Below are 15,700 nucleotides of genomic sequence, written 5' to 3'. Positions count from 1 at the left end.
ATCATTCAGTGCGAAAAGTAACTTGCGTGTAACTAATTGATTATTAATGATTAAAAATCGGTTTATCAATCTGTGCTATATTTTTTACCGATGCGTGCTGATTATTAGTTCCTCGAATTTTACATTTTGAAATATATATTTAATACAATGAAACACTTTCGGAAATTTAGTATCATTTTCGTGATAGATTATTGCTCGGTATAAAATAACAATGGCTTGCCGGCTGATTTTTATTCACTCAGCTCGCAGTGGCATAAATAAGGCACATTACAGAGGGTAATAAAATGAAACTTCGCGTTCTCTCCCTGATGATTCCTGCACTCCTGGTAGCAGGCGCTGCAAATGCAGCGGAAATTTACAATAAAGATGGCAACAAATTAGACCTCTACGGCAAAGTTGACGGTCTGCACTATTTCTCCGACAACGACAGCAATGATGGTGACCAGTCTTATCTGCGCTTCGGTTTTAAAGGCGAAACGCAGATCACCGACCAATTGACCGGTTATGGTCAGTGGGAGTATCAGGCTGCGCTGAACACCGCTGAGTCACAGGGCACTGCTAACAGCTATACCCGTGTTGGTTTTGCTGGCCTGAAGTTCGGTGATGCCGGTTCTTTCGACTACGGTCGTAACTACGGCGTGCTGTATGACATCGGCTCATGGACTGACGTCCTGCCAGAGTTTGGTGGCGACACCTACGGTGCGGACAACTTTATGTTCCAGCGTAGCAACGGCCTGGCGACCTACCGCAACAGCAACTTCTTCGGCCTGGTGGATGGCTGGAACTTTGCTGTGCAGTATCAGGGCAAAAACGACAACCCAACCGAATCCTCATCTGGCCGTGATGTACTGGGTGAAAACGGTGACGGTTATGGTCTGAGCACCACCTATGATATCGGTGCCGGTTTCGGTATCGGTGCCGCGATGATGTCATCTGACCGTACCAACAACCAGAATGGCGGTTCTGCGGGTATCCTCGGTCGTGGCGATCGCGCTGATGCATATACCGGTGGTCTGAAATATGACGCCAACAATATCTACCTGGCGGCGATGTACACCCGTTCCTACAACGCAACCCGCTTTGGTTCCAGCGATGCCACCGCTTACGGCTACGCCAACAAAGCGGATAACTGGGAATTGGTTGCGCAGTACCAGTTTGACTTCGGTCTGCGTCCGTCCCTGGCGTTCGTTTCCTCTCGTGGTTCCGACATCGAGGGTTATGGCAGCCAGAACCTGAAAAAATACATCGACGTAGGCGCGACCTACTACTTCAACAAAAACATGTCCACCTATGTTGATTACCAGATCAACCTGCTGGACGACAACAACTTCACCCAAGCTACCGGTATCAACACCGACGACATCGTAGCACTGGGCCTGGTTTACCAGTTCTAAGAAGTGTTGCGGAGCGTGGCCTGTTGGTCACGCTCCGGTTTTTAACAGCGTTTTCAACGCCGCGCGCAGCGCCCCGACGATAGCCAAAACCCCTTCACCCAGTTGCACCTGCACAATCGCACCTTCCACCAGCAACACAATCTGACCGATCTTATCCTGCTGTTCCGCCGTCAGCCTCTGCGCAATCGCCGCTGCCATTTCTCTTTTATGTCCAAGAATCAGGGCGCTGGCTTCTGGCAGGCTATCCCCCAGTTCTGCGGCGCTATTAATAAAAGCGCAGCCACGGAAATCCACTTCACTAAACCAGCTCAGTAACGCAGCAGGCAGGGCGTCCGCCACCTCTTGCTGTTGCGCCAGTGCTGTACAAAAGGCGCTCATCCAACGTTGATGGCGTTGTTGCAGGAACGCCAGAATCAGGGCGTTCTTGGCCGGGAAGTGGCGGTAAAAAGTCACCTTGGTGACACCCGCTTCCGCAATCACCTTATCAATGCCGGTGGCGCGAATGCCCTGTTGATAAAACAGGCGTTGGGCGGTATCCAGGATGCGATCGCGGGCGGCAGCCTGGGGATCAAAGATGAGAGGAGCGAGCATAATGTCACCGATAAAAATGAGGTAGACAGAATTGTCTACATACGGCAGGATGAATCAAGTAGACAGACCTGTCTACTTATAAGGAGACGATGATGCTGATTCCCCCGTTTGATGAACAAAGTGCCATGCAAAAAGTACGTATGGCGGAAGATGCCTGGAACAGCCGCGACGCGCAGCGGGTATCTCAGGTCTACAGTGAAGATACGCGCTGGCGTAATCGCAGCGAATTTGTTAACGGACGCCCCGAAGTGGTGGCGTTTTTACAACGCAAATGGGCAAACGAGCTGGAGTACCGGTTGATCAAAGAGTTGTGGGCATGGCATCACGACCGGCTGGCGGTGCGTTTCGCCTATGAATGGCGCGATGATAGCGGGAATTGGTTTCGCAGTTACGGCAATGAAAACTGGCACTTTGGTGCAGACGGTTTGATGATTGCACGTTACGCGTGCATCAACGATCTGCCAATCATTGAGTCTCAGCGTTTGTTTCACTGGCCGTTGGGTCGACGCCCGGACGATCATCCGGGCCTGAGTGAATTAGGGTTGTAGCGGTTTTTATGGCATCGGACGCCATTTTTTGGCTTTGGGTGCCTGCTGTAACGGAGGCTGAGCAGGGGGTAAGCTACCTTCCAGTGCCACACCCGCCAGGGTGAAGGCTGAAAAGCTCAGCCACTGTTGCCATTTATCCTGTTGTGTTTTTGCCTTTTCCATTCTGCTGCCTCACTGATGTTCAACTCAGCTTCAACATTGCAGAATTCGTGCCACAACACCGCTCTCAGCGCCACGCGGTTCAGCCTGGCTTTGCTACACTGCGTCAGCGCTGAAGCGGTGCATCGCGGTTTTTTCTGGTGCAAAAATTTAACGCCCGCGCAGATGACGGTGGCGATAGTGTTGCCAGCATTTCAGGCTGCTGTAGAAAAACAGGCCAGCGGCCACGACAAGAATTGTATAAATCATCTGACGCTCCGGTATTCGCGGTTGTACAGGAACGGGTTATCCTGCGGCAGCCAGCCATCCACTTCAAGCAACTTTAGCCTGATTTACAAGCGAGTTATGCTTTGTAATGGACGTTATTAAAGCGTTACAAATGAGGAAATGATGCGTTTTAAGAATATTCTGCTGATCTGCCTGGTTGTGTTTGGGGTAAGCGGCTGCGATCAAACCTCCAACCGATCAGCACTGGTGCTGGAAGGAAAAACCATGGGCACCGTCTGGCGTGTGAGCCTTGCGGGTGTGGATGAACAACGTAAAGCGGTACTCCAGCAGGTGATCCAACAACAGTTGGATCGTGATGATGGCGAACTCTCCACCTGGAAAGCAGATTCGGTGCTGTCGCGCTTCAACCAGTATCAGGGGACAGATCCGCAGCCGGTCAGTGCCGATATGGCAGATATTGTCACGGAAGCCCTGCGCATCGGACAAAAAACCGGTGGTGCCATGGATATCACCGTCGGTCCTCTGGTGAATTTGTGGGGCTTTGGTCCGGCAAAGCAACCTGCTCATACGCCAACCGACGCGCAAATAACCGCGGCCAAAGCGCTTACCGGTTTGCAGCATCTGCGGGTGATTCAGGCAGTTAACGGCCAGTGGCTGCAAAAGGATCTGCCGGGATTGTATGTTGACCTCTCCACGATGGGCGAGGGCTATGCCACCGATCATCTGGCGCGATTGATGGAGCAACAGGGAATAACTGATTATCTGGTGTCGGTGGGCGGCGCGGTGTTGAGTCGTGGACGTAATGCGCAAAACCAGCCGTGGCGGGTGGCAATCCAGAAGCCCACCGATCGGGAAAACGCGGTGGAGGCGCGAGTGGATTTACAGGGCCACGGCATCAGCACTTCCGGCAGCTATCGCAACTATTATGAACTGGACGGTAAACGCATTTCTCACGTTATCGATCCCAGTTCCGGACGGCCAATTGAGCATAAACTGGTATCGGCAACGGTGATCGCTACCACCGCGCTGGAGGCGGATGGTTGGGATACCGGTTTGATGGTACTCGGCACCGAACGTGCTAAAGCGTTGGCACTGAAGGAACATCTGGCGGTGTATCTGATCACCAAACAGGGCGATGGTTTCACTCATTGGATGTCGCCCCAGTTTAAATCCTTCCTGATTTCCCAGGATGACCAGCAATAACGGAGGCGCAGATGCTGGATCTGTTTAGTGACGAAGCGCCGTGGCAGGAGCCGCTGGCAGAAGGGGCGGTGATCCTGCGTCGCCGCGCACGTGAGCAGGCGGATGCGCTGCTGGCGGAGATTTACGCCACTGCTGCGCAGAATCCGTTTGCCCACCGTATTACCCCGGGTGGGCACCGCATGTCGGTGGCGATGACCAACTGCGGCGATTTAGGCTGGTCAAGTGACTCGCGCGGCTATCAGTACACCGAACAGGACAACCACAGTGGTCACAAATGGCCGCCAATGCCCATCCTGTTCCGCGAGCTGGCGCAACAGACGGCACAGGAGGCTGGGTTCAGCGGCTTCAATCCGGATGCTTGCCTGATTAACCGTTATGAGCCGGGGGCAAAACTGACGTTGCATCAGGATAAAGATGAGAAGGACTTGCGGCAGCCGATCGTGTCAGTATCGCTTGGGTTGCCCGCTGTTTTTCAATTCGGCGGATTTGAACGCGGCGATGCCACGCAGCGTGTCTTGCTGGAGCATGGCGATATCGTGGTGTGGGGCGGGCCTTCCCGTCTGCGTTATCACGGCATCCTGCCGCTTAAACCTGGCATACATCCACAGGCGGGGGCTTTCCGCTATAACCTCACATTCCGACGCGCCCATTAAATTCGTAGCGGCGCGCGCGTTGGTTGAGAATTATTCTTGCTATCAATTGAAGCCCCATTAAACTGCAGGCTGCTTTTTTCATTGCTGGAACCTTTTAATGGCTCTGCTTCAGGTTGTTTATCGCCAGTTCCGCTGGCCTTTTATTGGCGTCATCCTTCTTACTTTACTCAGCGCTGCGCTTGGCATCGGAATGATCGCCTGGATCAACAGCGAGTTGATCACCGCAGTGAACACCTCGGTCGGTGTATTGCCAGAATTCCTGTTGCAGCTGTGTTTGCTGATGGCGGTGACGCTGGGTTCGCAGCTGTCGTTAACGTTGCTGGGCCACCAGTTTGTCTGGCGTCTGCGTGGGGAATTTATCAAACGTATTCTCGATACCCGCGTCGAGCGCCTTGAGCAGATCGGCAACGCGCAATTGCTGGCCGGGCTGACCAGCGACGTGCGTGCGATTACTATCGCGTTTGTTCGCCTGCCTGAGCTGATTCAGGGCATCATTATTACCCTCGGTTCCGCGCTCTATATGGCGTGGCTCTCTCCCAAAATGCTGCTGGTGACGTCAGTATGGCTGGTGGTGACATTGGTCGGCGGCTGGCTGCTGGTATCACGTGTCTATCAGCATATGGCGAAGTTGCGTGAGGTGGAGGATGACCTCTATCGCGATTATCAAACCATCATTGAGGGGCGTAAAGAGTTGCAACTGAACCGTCAGCGTGCGCAGTTGATTTACGACAACGTCTATCAGGAAAATGCCAAAAGCTATCGTCACCATATCGTGCGCGCTGATACTTTTCATCTCAGTGCGGTGAACTGGTCAAACATTATGATGCTCGGGGCGATCGGCATCGTGTTCTGGATGGCCAACGGTCTTGGCTGGGCCAATACCGCCGTGGCCGCCACCTATTCACTGACATTGCTGTTCCTGCGTACGCCGCTGCTGGCGGCGGTCGGTGCCTTGCCGACGTTGCTCAGCGCGCAGGTGGCGTTTCGTAAACTCCAGACCTTTGACCTCGCGCCGTATGAGGCAGAATTTAGAACCTTGCCGACGATCGGTGACTGGCAGACGCTCGAACTGCGCGATGTTTGCTTCCATTATGGCGAGCATGGCTTTGAAGTAGGGCCAATTAACCTGACTTTGCGTCGTGGGGAACTGGTGTTTCTGATTGGCGGCAACGGCAGTGGCAAATCGACGCTGGCGATGCTGCTCACCGGCCTGTACCTGCCGCAATCTGGCGCGTTGTTGCTGGATGGTAAGGTGGTTGACTGGCACAACCTTGATGCGTATCGCCAGCATTTCTCAGCGGTATTCACCGATGTGCATCTGTTCGACCGTCTGATCAACCGGGCAGGTAAGCCCGCCAAACCGGCGTTGGTGCAGCAGTGGCTGGAACGCCTGAAGATGCAGGATAAGCTGAAGCTGGAAGGCAACAGGGTGTTGAACCTGCAACTGTCAAAAGGGCAGAGCAAGCGTCTGGCATTGCTGCTGGCCGCAGTGGAGGAGCGTGACATCCTGCTGCTCGACGAATGGGCAGCGGATCAGGACCCGCACTTCCGTCGTATCTTCTATCGTGAGTTGCTGCCGTGGTTGCAGGAATCGGGCAAGACGGTGTTCGCCATCAGCCATGATGATCACTACTTTATTCACGCCGACCGACTGCTGGAAATGCGTGACGGCAAGCTGAGTGAGCTGACCGGCAGAGAACGTGAAATGGCGACGCTGGATGCGGTAAAACGTACCGATACTGGCTTTTAACGTCGTAGCGGCGCGATTTATCGCGCAATATTGGCAAAGCTTAGTGGAAAGGGTTATTGGGCAGCAGAGGCGCACCACGTTAAGGTAATAGCCAGCAGAGACTTCGGTTTCTGCCTCCCTGGAACATTTTCTGTCGTCTTGTGTTGTTACCGGCTCTGGTTATTTCTGAGCCGGTTTTTTATTGCCCCGGCAACGGGTGAGTGACCAGCGTGATAACACGCTGTGCTTCACAGCAAAAACGCGCCTGCAAAGCAACGTGCTGATCAAACCCGTTACCAAAATCTTCGGTTAAGCGCAGTACGGCGTTACCGGTGGTCAGATCGGCCGCTTGCAATTCTGCCTGCAAGAAATCCATTGGCTGATGCAACTGCGGCCACAGCGCTTTGTACAGACTCTCCTTCAGAGAAAACAGCAGCGTCGCGCCCTGAGAAAAAGGCAGCGCCAGGTGTTCCAGTAAAATGCGTTCCTGAGCGCTCATCAGCATCTCTGCCGTTTCCCGTGCAGTGTCGTCTCTCATCACCTGTTCCACATCGACTCCGACGCACAACGGTTCTCGCGTGACAGCCATCACCACCTGATTGTGGCTGTGCGACAACGATGCCTGGATGCCGTCGGGCCAGCAGGGTGAACGATCCGCCGCGTTATGCAGCACAAAATCGTCCACGCCATATTGCGCCAGCAGCTCACGTGCCAGCCAGCGGCTGGCCAGATGTTCGGACTTGCGTTTGACGACAGCGTTTGCCAGCGCAGCAGGCAGGGGCAGTTGCCAGCGCTGGTGCAGCTCGGCCTGCCAATGTTGTTGCTCGAACTGACACCATGCCAGCAGCAGCGAGCCAGAGGTCAAACCGGCAGCGGTGAAAAACGGGGAATCAGGCAGGGTAAGTGCTGAGGCAGAGGTAAACATAAAGAATCACGGCTGACGGAAAAAGCTATTTAATCAGTCAGCCGGAGAGAGGGCAAGCTTAGCGCTCACCGTCTTTTTAGTCATTGGGGGGAATGGCAAAACTCTTGATCGATACCACAAAATGCTGATGGCCTTTACTGATGCGCGCTCCGCGATCGCACCAGCGAGACGCCAGGCGGAAGAAATCGTCGCTACCAATATCGTAAGCCAGTTCGACTTTGCTGATACCGGAATGCAGGAGTTCTTCAGCGTCCTGCAGATTTTTTGCTTTGATGACCATATCGGTTTTCCATCGAAAAACAGGAGGCTTAAGGGTAGGGTAAGTGTGTGACAGTTTTGTTTCAATCAGATGAATTGCTGTCATAATCTGACAAAAATGTGATCCTGATCCTCATTGGTTGCGCACGGTAAATTACTGATATTTTTGTTGAAAACAATATAAAAACAGATTTTTTTCTGATAAAGCTTAAGTAGTTAGCCAACAGGAGGTTGAGATGACAGTACCCCGCTTTGACACCCCGCGTTTACTGCTTGAGCCGTTACAAAGTCGTGATTCCATTCAGGTACAGCAGGTCTTTCCTCGCTGGGATATTGTGCGCCATCTGACCAATGCGGTGCCCTGGCCCTACCCCTCGGACGGTGCAAGTTTTTACGTTGATCAGATTGCGCTACCGGCCATGGCTGCCGGACAGGCCTGGCACTGGAGTTTACGCCATCGCTCAGTTCCCGATCGGTTAATCGGGTTGATCTCCTTGCGTGCGGGTGAGGAAGATAACCGTGGCTTCTGGCTGGTCCCGGAGTGGCAGGGGCAGGGGTTGATGAGTGAGGCCTGTGCGGTGGTGACGGATTTCTGGTTTCAAACCCTGCAACAACCGCGCCTGCGCGTGCCAAAAGCGATGGATAACCTCGCATCGCGGCGCATTTCGGAACGCAGCGGGATGCGGCTGATTGAAACTTTCAGCAAAGCCTTTGTCGGCGGAGAAATGCTGGCGGGCAATTGGGAAATCACCCGCGAAGAGTGGCTGGCACAGCGTTCGTTGTCATGAGCGGCCAGCGCGGCGGGTAAATAGCCACATCATATAGGGGGCGCCGAGTAAGGTGGCGACCAGCCCGGCCGGGAGTTCCTCGGGGGCCAGCAGGCTACGCCCGGCCCAGTCGGCCACCACCATCATCAGTGCGCCGCTGGGAATAGCCAGCAGTAATTGCTGACCGGGGCGGCGTGCGCCCAGCAGACGAGCAATAGGCGGGGCGGTCAGGCCAACAAAGGATACCGGACCGACGATCAAGGTCGCGCCTGCCGTCAGCATGGCGATCAATGCCAGAGTGAGCAGACGCGTCTTTGCTAGCGTGATCGGCGGGCATAATGCTGTAGCCCGCCAACAGGAGTATGGCAACGGCAGCGCGCTGATCGCCATGTTCAGCAAGGTGCTGGGAATGACGCCGCAACGCTACTTTACACTCAAGAGTTGATATGTTCCTTGCAGTAGCGGCGTTTCCAGCCTGCCGGGGTCAGACCGGTATGTTTACGAAAGATCTGGCGAAAGTAGCTGGTGTCGTTGAATCCGCACTGCCGACCCACTTCGCTCAATGACAGCGAGTTGTTGATCAACAGCTTCTCTGCCATCAGCACCCGCTGGCGATGGAGGGACTCCGTCAGCGTCAGACGAAAAGCACGGCGATAGACGCGTCCAAGATAATCGGCGTTGCAGTGCAGCTCTTTTGCCAGTGAAGAGGTGGAGATCGGCAGATGAAATTGCGTGCGGATGATCTGATGGGCTTTCCACGCCAGCGCCAGACCGGGGCTATCGTTGGCGTTCTCCTGCGGACCGGGCGCGGCAATCTGTTGCAGGATCAGCAACAAAATACACTCCAGCGCGATGCTGCGGTGAATATTCTCCTGCTCACTGAGGAACTGGCGAAACAGTGAAATGACGTATTGGGGATCACTCACCCGCATGTACTGGGGGATCGCCAGATGTGCCGGATGTAACCCGGTTTCACCCACGCCTTTCAGCCAGTCAAAGTGCAGCCAGTAGAATTTGAGGTCGGCAGGAAATGCGCCTTCACCGACATGGCGGTGTCCGGGGCGCAGCAGCAAACTCTCGCCCGCCTGCACGGTAAACAGGCGATCGTCTTCGCGGATTTGCAGTTGCCCGCGCTCCACAAAAATCACTTCCCATGAGGTCAGGGTGCGCGCCGGATGGCTTCCCATCCCACGTGAAATAAACAACCCGCCATTTTGCACCTGAATCGGAAACGCTATGGATAATTCGAGCATCGATATTCACTTTTTCGCTTGTTTAACGACGTAAAATTCATTTTGTGTTTGATTATTAAACATTAATTTCTTCTCTTCCCGATCCAGTTCACATTTTGCGAACAAGGTCGGAATTACCCTCTTTTTATACTTTTCCCTTCCCTTGTTGCACGTAGTATTCCGGGCAGAATAAATCCGTACCCACTAATAAGTCCGCCCAGATGCGGGCGATGGACTCTGACCCTGATGAGGAGTTTGCCATGACTTCTACCCCGATTACCCAAACCGAGTTGGCGCAGCAGGCCACGAATGATGCGCTCTCACTGCGTGAGAAAATCGGTTACGGGCTGGGTGACGCCGGTGGTACGGTGATCACCTGCCTGATTATGAATTTCCTGACATTTTTCTATACCGATGTGTTTGGCTTGACCCCGGCGCTGGTCGGGACGCTGTTTATGGCGTTGCGCGTGTTTGATGCGGTATCCGATCCGATCATGGGGATCGTGGCTGACCGTACCCAGAGCCGCTGGGGACGTTTTCGTCCGTGGCAGCTGTGGATTGCGGTGCCGATTGGCATTATCGGCGTACTGACCTTTACCGTCCCTGACGTCAGTACCAACATGAAGATCGTCTGGGCGTTTGGCACCTATCTGTTGCTTTCCGTCAGTTATACCGCGATTAACGTGCCTTACTGCGCGCTGATCAACACTATGACCAGTCGCCATAGTGAGGTGATTTCCTGCCAGTCATGGCGTTTTGTGTTGTGCGGCGTGGCGGGCTTTCTGGTATCGGTGGGCCTACCCTGGCTGGTATCAACGCTGGGTAAAGGCAATGTCGCGCAGGGTTATCAATTAGGCGTGGGGATCCTGTGTAGCGTGGCGGTGGTGATGTTCCTGTGCTGCTTCTTTTCGGTACGTGAACGCGTATCGCTGGACAGTATGGGGAAATTTACTCTGCGGGAACATCTGGCAGGATTACGCAAAAATGACCAGCTGTTGCTGATGCTGCTGATGTCGTTCCTGCTGATTAATGTGTTCAACATCCGGGGTGGGGGTTATATGTACTTCATCACCTACGTGTTGCAGGGCAGCACCGCTTATACCTCGTTGTTTTTTACCATGGTCACCTTTGCCTCGATTCTTGGCTCGGTGCTGGTCAGCCCGTTGGCAAAACGTGTGGATACCGTCAGGTTGTACTACTGGACCAATATCGTGCTGGCGGCGCTGGCGGGAGTGATGTGGCTCCTGCCCACCGGTCCGGCGTGGCAAACCCTGTGGCTGGTGGTGATCCTTGGCAACGGTATTATCCTTGGCTTCACCTTGCCGCTGCATTTTGCGTTGATGGCCTTTGCCGATGATTATGGCGAGTGGAAAACCGGCGTGCGTTCCTCTGGTATGAACTTCGCCTTTAACCTGTTCTGCATCAAACTTGCCTGGGCCTCCAGTGCCGGGATTATCAGCCTGATATTTATCTTCGTCGCTTATCAGCCGGGTGCGGGCAACCAGACGGCGGCGTCACTGCATGGCATCACCAGCATGGAAACCTTGCTGCCTGCCTTATTTCACCTGTTGCTGGCATTCACCATTCTCGCCTGCAAACTCAATAATCCACTGATGGCGCGCATTGCCAGCGATCTGCGTGTCCGCCATGTTTCCTCTTAAGGAGAACATTATGTCTGTGATGGAAGTCGATCTGCACAAGCTTAAAATTAACGATCCCTTCCTCGGCCAGTATCAGCAACTGGTGCGCGAGGTGGTGATTCCTTATCAGTGGGATGCGCTGAATGATCGCATTGCGGAAGCAGATCCCAGCCATGCAATTGAAAATTTTCGCATCGCCGCTGGGTTACAGAGCGGTGAGTTCTACGGCATGGTGTTTCAGGACAGTGACGTGGCGAAGTGGCTGGAAGCGGTGGCCTGGTCGCTATGCCAGCAGCCGGACGCGGAGCTGGAGAAAACCGCTGATGAGGTGATTGAGCTGGTGGCGGCAGCCCAGTGTGACGACGGCTATCTCAACACTTATTTCACTGTCAAAGCACCTGGCGAACGCTGGACCAACCTCGCGGAATGTCACGAGTTGTATTGTGCCGGGCATATGATCGAAGCCGGAGTCGCTTTCTTGCAGGCCACCGGCAAGCGTCGTCTGCTGGAGGTGGTGTGTAAACTCGCCGACCATATCGACAGCGTATTTGGACCGGGTGACTCGCAGTTGCACGGTTATCCGGGACACCCGGAAATTGAACTGGCACTGATGCGCCTGTACGAAGTGACTCAGGAACCGCGTTACCAGATGCTGGTGAACTACTTCGTTGAGCAGCGCGGCACGCAGCCGCATTTCTACGATAGCGAGTATGAAAAGCGCGGCAAAACCTCTTACTGGAACACCTATGGCCCGGCATGGATGGTGAAAGACAAAGCCTACAGCCAGGCCCATCAACCGATTGCCGGGCAACAAACCGCCATCGGCCATGCGGTGCGTTTTGTCTATCTGATGACCGGCGTGGCGCACCTGGCCAGGCTCAGCCAGGATGAGGCGAAGCGCCAGGACTGCTTGCGCCTGTGGCATAACATGGCTCAGCGTCAGCTATATATTACCGGCGGTATCGGTTCACAAAGCAGTGGCGAAGCCTTCAGCAGCGATTACGATTTGCCGAACGACAGCGTGTATGCCGAAAGCTGTGCGTCGATTGGCCTGATGATGTTTGCCCGTCGCATGCTGGAGATGGAAGCTGACAGTCAGTACGCCGATGTGATGGAACGGGCGTTATATAACACCGTGCTGGGCGGTATGGCGCTGGATGGTAAACACTTCTTCTACGTTAATCCGCTGGAGGTGCACCCGAAAACCCTCAGCTTCAACCATATCTATGATCACGTAAAACCGGTGCGCCAACGCTGGTTCGGCTGCGCCTGCTGCCCGCCCAATATTGCCCGCGTGCTGACGTCGCTCGGTCATTACATTTACACGCCGCGTGAAGATGCGTTGTACATCAATCTCTATGTCGGCAATAGCCTTGAGGTGCCGGTGGGCGAGAAAATGTTGCGGCTGCGCATCAGCGGCAACTTCCCGTGGCAGGAGACGGTGACTATCACCATCGATTCACCGCAACCCATTCAGCACACGCTGGCGTTGCGCTTGCCGGACTGGTGCGACGCGCCGCAGGTCACACTGAATGATGCCACGGTGGTCAGCGATATTCGAAAAGGCTATCTGCACATCAACCGTAACTGGAGCGAGGGCGATACCTTAACCCTGACTTTGCCGATGCCGGTACGTCGTGTCTATGGCAACCCGCTGGTGCGTCATGTCGCGGGCAAAGTGGCGCTGCAACGCGGACCGTTGGTGTATTGCCTTGAGCAGGCCGACAACGGCGAGGAGCTGCATAACCTGTGGTTACCGCAGACGGCGACCTTTCGTACCTTCGAAGGTAAGGGGCTATTCGCGCACAAGGTGTTGATCCAGGCCGAGGGCAGCAAACATAGCACCAGCGCGCCAGAGCAGCAGCTACTGTGGCATTACGACCGTTCTCCAGCTACTAGCCAGACGCAGACCCTAACCTTTATTCCGTGGTTTAGCTGGGCGAATCGCGGGGAAGGGGAGATGCGAATTTGGGTGAATGAAGGGTAGCAGGAAACAAAAAAGCAGCCATAAAGGCTGCTTTTTTGGGGAATTTTGGTCGCACGAGAGTATGGTAATTTTGTTTTTATCTATACCTTGCTTCTTGCGTAGTGATGGCAGAAAAGTCTCCTCGTGTCGTGACTGCGATAAAATATCTGTGCGGTTCTGCCTGCCCTGGAACATCAGTTGCGGTGCAGCAAGGGGGAACGTTACTCAGCCAATCATCTGACTCAGTAACGGGATTTCATTCCACGGTATTCAGTGTCCCCTTAGAGCCTTCATTGATAGGTTGTAGTGATTATGCCTATGTGATGCTCAGGATCTTTCCAGTCAATTTTTATCGATGCAAACTGTGGTGCGATGTTGGCAAGCTGCTTGCTGTCCGTGCGGGATGTTATATTCAGTGACTTTTCGCCATTTGGGCACTGGAATTGTAAGTGCAAATTCACCGGATTTAGCTCACAGGCACCTTCCACAATACTGCCGGTAAATTTAATGGTACCAGACTGCATATCCTTCGCACTGGCAGGGGTGACTACTAAGATAAAAAGAGTGGCGATCAGTGATGTTTTGGCAGGAGATAACATGGCAGACCCTCTGTGTGGTATTACCTGTTTATCGGCTGTCCGAAAAATTTTTTCAGCAGCCGGCTGACTTCGACGGTTAATGCTGCTCGCGATGTGAACAGCTACAACTTCCGACAGGTTCTAAATCAGTGTAGTTATTAAATTGCAGATTTTCTGAATATCGCTGGTTTATACATTCCTGAGTATTCTGCTCTAAACATTCCAGGTTAAGCATGAATCGCTTCTGCTGATTTACCGGGGACTATTCATACAGGTCTGTACACTGACGGCGGGCAAGCGTCGCGATCGTTGCCTGTGTGCTCCACCTTTTATCGGTTGGTTCAGGCGTCGGCGCACTCTTTCGCCGCCTGTTCAAAGGGTAAGGCAATGAATGCAAAGTCCTTCATGTGCTCAGTCCAGGTCGCCATGCGGTCAAGCGTTCGCTGTCAATACGCCTTATTAGCGATCGGGATGTCGGATATTTCAGTCTGGAAACGCGCGCGGGTTGCGTTGAACATGCCTACCCACTTCTGGGCGTGCCATTCTGTGTACCAGCCCGAGTCCGACGTTTGAGAACCCCATACCCGCGATGTACTGGCCCAGCGTCATGTCTTCCACGCCAGATGTCAGGCCTTTCACTGAATCGCGCAGAAAGCGGCCAATAATCTCGATCGCTTCATATCCGTCAGTTCCCACGCGTTACGGGTTATGTAACCTTCTATTGCGTGTGTCAGCGCGTCAACGCCGGTTGCCGCCTTCAGGTCCGCAGGCATGCGCGGGACATCATGTCCGGGTCGATAATCGCAATAACCGGGATATCGTGAGGGTCGTAGCAGACAAACTTACGCTTCCTCTCTTCATCGGTGATGACGTAGTTGATGGTAACTTCGATCGGAATCGAGGGATTGCGCGTTGGTGATCCTCCTTCCAGCATACCTACATCGGTATATGCAGGATTCGCCAGCATTATACCAATAGCTTTACAGGTATCCTGTGGTTACCCCCCCACCAACGGCAAGCAGGTAGTCAACACCTGAATCGCGGAATGCCGACACACCGGCATGCACCACCTCGACCGAGGGATTGGGAATAACACCGTCATAGATGGCGAACGGCAGGCCGTGTTTCTCAAGCAGGCCAGTGACGCGCGTGGCAACTGAAAAATGGACTGAATTGCCCCCTGACCGAAGTAGGATGTTTCATTGAGGATCATTCTGTTAACCATGTGATTTCCCTTTAAGCAGACAATGATGACACCAAGCTTTACGACTAAAAAATGAGCGTGGTATTGCGCTGCCTCAAGAAACTTTCGGCAGTGTGTGTATTCCGATGATGTCGGTCAGTGATTCCGACGAGCGGTGAAAAGTGAACGGATTACATCGGAAATCGCGATCGGATTAAATCGGAATGGGTGATCGAATTAGGTCGGAATATGCACAGGCTGTTTCAATCCTGGAGGGTATAATCTTTGTCTGCTGGTTTTGCAGCGCGGATTTCAGTATTGGTAAGCGGTGTAGTTATACGAGCCATAGTTATACGGTCTTTAGCTATATGGTGTGCGTATAGCTAAAAATTCCGGCTGTAAACGATCCAAACCGGAAGTTACAGACAACAAAAAACCGCAAACTCAGAGAGAATGCGGTTTTTTGTGGGGTTTCAGCATGTAACCGATACATGCTGAATAATGATTTGGTCGGCACGAGAGGATTTGAACCTCCGACCCCTGACACCCCATGACAGTGCGCTACCAGGCTGCGCTACGTGCCGAACGTGGAGGCATATACTACCGTTTCCGTGCGCGATTGCAAGATGCGACGGATTTAACTGCC

At 53.6% G+C, this 15,700-nt stretch carries 15 protein-coding genes, 1 tRNA gene and 3 pseudogenes; 8 read left to right on the top strand and 11 right to left on the bottom strand.

The window, feature by feature from the left end; translation table 11 throughout:
- Positions 1-284 precede the first annotated feature (284 nt).
- A complete protein-coding gene (gene ompC, locus AC6I8W_RS14325) occupies positions 285-1,394 on the top strand; it encodes a porin OmpC (protein WP_497835554.1) in 1,110 nt (369 codons plus the stop codon).
- A 27-nt stretch (positions 1,395-1,421) separates the two neighbouring features.
- On the opposite strand, the gene AC6I8W_RS14320 is transcribed toward ompC, so the two are convergent.
- Positions 1,422-1,985: a TetR/AcrR family transcriptional regulator gene (locus AC6I8W_RS14320; RefSeq protein ID WP_497835553.1), complete on the bottom strand. Its 564-nt coding sequence runs from the start codon at positions 1,983-1,985 to the stop codon at positions 1,422-1,424.
- A 92-nt stretch (positions 1,986-2,077) separates the two neighbouring features.
- On the opposite strand from AC6I8W_RS14320, the gene AC6I8W_RS14315 reads away from it, so the two are divergent.
- Positions 2,078-2,533 carry a nuclear transport factor 2 family protein gene (locus tag AC6I8W_RS14315; RefSeq protein WP_497838194.1) on the top strand — a complete coding sequence of 152 codons (456 nt, stop codon included), beginning with the start codon at positions 2,078-2,080 and terminating at the stop codon, positions 2,531-2,533.
- Between the two features lie 6 nt (positions 2,534-2,539).
- Here the strand turns inward: AC6I8W_RS14315 and AC6I8W_RS14310 are convergent, their stop codons facing one another.
- Positions 2,540-2,695 (bottom strand): hypothetical protein, encoded by a 156-nt coding sequence (locus tag AC6I8W_RS14310; RefSeq protein WP_480364631.1) that lies wholly within the window; start codon positions 2,693-2,695, stop codon positions 2,540-2,542.
- A 384-nt stretch (positions 2,696-3,079) separates the two neighbouring features.
- On the opposite strand from AC6I8W_RS14310, the gene apbE reads away from it, so the two are divergent.
- From apbE to AC6I8W_RS14295, 3 genes are all read left to right on the top strand, one after another.
- A complete protein-coding gene (apbE, locus tag AC6I8W_RS14305) occupies positions 3,080-4,123 on the top strand; it encodes an FAD:protein FMN transferase ApbE (RefSeq protein ID WP_497835552.1) in 1,044 nt (347 codons plus the stop codon).
- 11 nt (positions 4,124-4,134) lie between these two features.
- Positions 4,135-4,776: a DNA oxidative demethylase AlkB gene (alkB, locus tag AC6I8W_RS14300; RefSeq protein WP_497835551.1), complete on the top strand. Its 642-nt coding sequence runs from the start codon at positions 4,135-4,137 to the stop codon at positions 4,774-4,776.
- 97 nt (positions 4,777-4,873) lie between these two features.
- A complete protein-coding gene (locus tag AC6I8W_RS14295; RefSeq protein WP_497835550.1) occupies positions 4,874-6,526 on the top strand; it encodes a multidrug ABC transporter permease/ATP-binding protein in 1,653 nt (550 codons plus the stop codon).
- A 178-nt stretch (positions 6,527-6,704) separates the two neighbouring features.
- Here the strand turns inward: AC6I8W_RS14295 and AC6I8W_RS14290 are convergent, their stop codons facing one another.
- Entirely contained in the window at positions 6,705-7,430 is a 726-nt protein-coding gene (locus tag AC6I8W_RS14290; RefSeq protein ID WP_497835549.1) for a 4'-phosphopantetheinyl transferase family protein, read from the bottom strand.
- Between the two features lie 76 nt (positions 7,431-7,506).
- Positions 7,507-7,710: a hypothetical protein gene (locus AC6I8W_RS14285; protein WP_013509840.1), complete on the bottom strand. Its 204-nt coding sequence runs from the start codon at positions 7,708-7,710 to the stop codon at positions 7,507-7,509.
- Positions 7,711-7,924: 214 nt separating this feature from the next.
- On the opposite strand from AC6I8W_RS14285, the gene AC6I8W_RS14280 reads away from it, so the two are divergent.
- Positions 7,925-8,476, top strand: coding sequence for a GNAT family N-acetyltransferase (locus AC6I8W_RS14280; protein ID WP_497835548.1), 552 nt, complete (start codon positions 7,925-7,927; stop codon positions 8,474-8,476).
- On the opposite strand, the gene AC6I8W_RS14275 is transcribed toward AC6I8W_RS14280, so the two are convergent.
- Together AC6I8W_RS14275 and AC6I8W_RS14270 are read right to left on the bottom strand one after the other, a co-directional pair.
- Entirely contained in the window at positions 8,471-8,845 is a 375-nt protein-coding gene (locus tag AC6I8W_RS14275) for an iron chelate uptake ABC transporter family permease subunit (protein WP_497835547.1), read from the bottom strand. The two genes, AC6I8W_RS14280 and AC6I8W_RS14275, sit on opposite strands and share 6 nt — an antisense overlap.
- A gap of 44 nt (positions 8,846-8,889) precedes the next feature.
- Positions 8,890-9,708, bottom strand: a complete 819-nt coding sequence (locus AC6I8W_RS14270) for a helix-turn-helix domain-containing protein (RefSeq protein WP_497835546.1) — start codon at positions 9,706-9,708, stop codon at positions 8,890-8,892.
- 239 nt (positions 9,709-9,947) lie between these two features.
- Between AC6I8W_RS14270 and AC6I8W_RS14265 the strand changes: the two genes are divergently transcribed.
- Both AC6I8W_RS14265 and AC6I8W_RS14260 read left to right on the top strand, forming a co-directional pair.
- Complete coding sequence (locus AC6I8W_RS14265; RefSeq protein ID WP_497835545.1) at positions 9,948-11,348, top strand: MFS transporter; 1,401 nt, start codon at positions 9,948-9,950, stop codon at positions 11,346-11,348.
- Positions 11,349-11,358: 10 nt separating this feature from the next.
- Positions 11,359-13,314 carry a glycoside hydrolase family 127 protein gene (locus AC6I8W_RS14260; protein ID WP_497835544.1) on the top strand — a complete coding sequence of 652 codons (1,956 nt, stop codon included), beginning with the start codon at positions 11,359-11,361 and terminating at the stop codon, positions 13,312-13,314.
- 269 nt (positions 13,315-13,583) lie between these two features.
- Here the strand turns inward: AC6I8W_RS14260 and AC6I8W_RS14255 are convergent, their stop codons facing one another.
- The 5 genes and pseudogenes from AC6I8W_RS14255 to AC6I8W_RS14235 all read right to left on the bottom strand — a co-directional run bounded on the left by AC6I8W_RS14255 (position 13,584) and on the right by AC6I8W_RS14235 (position 15,638).
- Positions 13,584-13,892: a YmdA family protein gene (locus tag AC6I8W_RS14255; RefSeq protein WP_497835543.1), complete on the bottom strand. Its 309-nt coding sequence runs from the start codon at positions 13,890-13,892 to the stop codon at positions 13,584-13,586.
- 323 nt (positions 13,893-14,215) lie between these two features.
- Positions 14,216-14,407 (bottom strand): annotated as a pseudogene (locus tag AC6I8W_RS14250) (DUF2280 domain-containing protein); the annotation flags it as partial.
- Positions 14,403-15,096: pseudogene (locus AC6I8W_RS14245) on the bottom strand (iron-containing alcohol dehydrogenase); the annotation flags it as partial. The pseudogenes AC6I8W_RS14250 and AC6I8W_RS14245, both read right to left, overlap by 5 nt.
- Positions 15,097-15,320: 224 nt before the next feature.
- Positions 15,321-15,401 (bottom strand): annotated as a pseudogene (locus AC6I8W_RS14240) (integrase arm-type DNA-binding domain-containing protein); the annotation flags it as partial.
- A 160-nt stretch (positions 15,402-15,561) separates the two neighbouring features.
- Positions 15,562-15,638, bottom strand: a tRNA-Pro gene (locus tag AC6I8W_RS14235).
- Between the last annotated feature and the right edge of the window lie 62 nt (positions 15,639-15,700).

The sequence above is a fragment of the Pantoea sp. X-Soil-TKNS-1211 genome (genome assembly GCF_059730495.1).
This window is presented reverse-complemented; position numbering and strand designations above follow the sequence as displayed.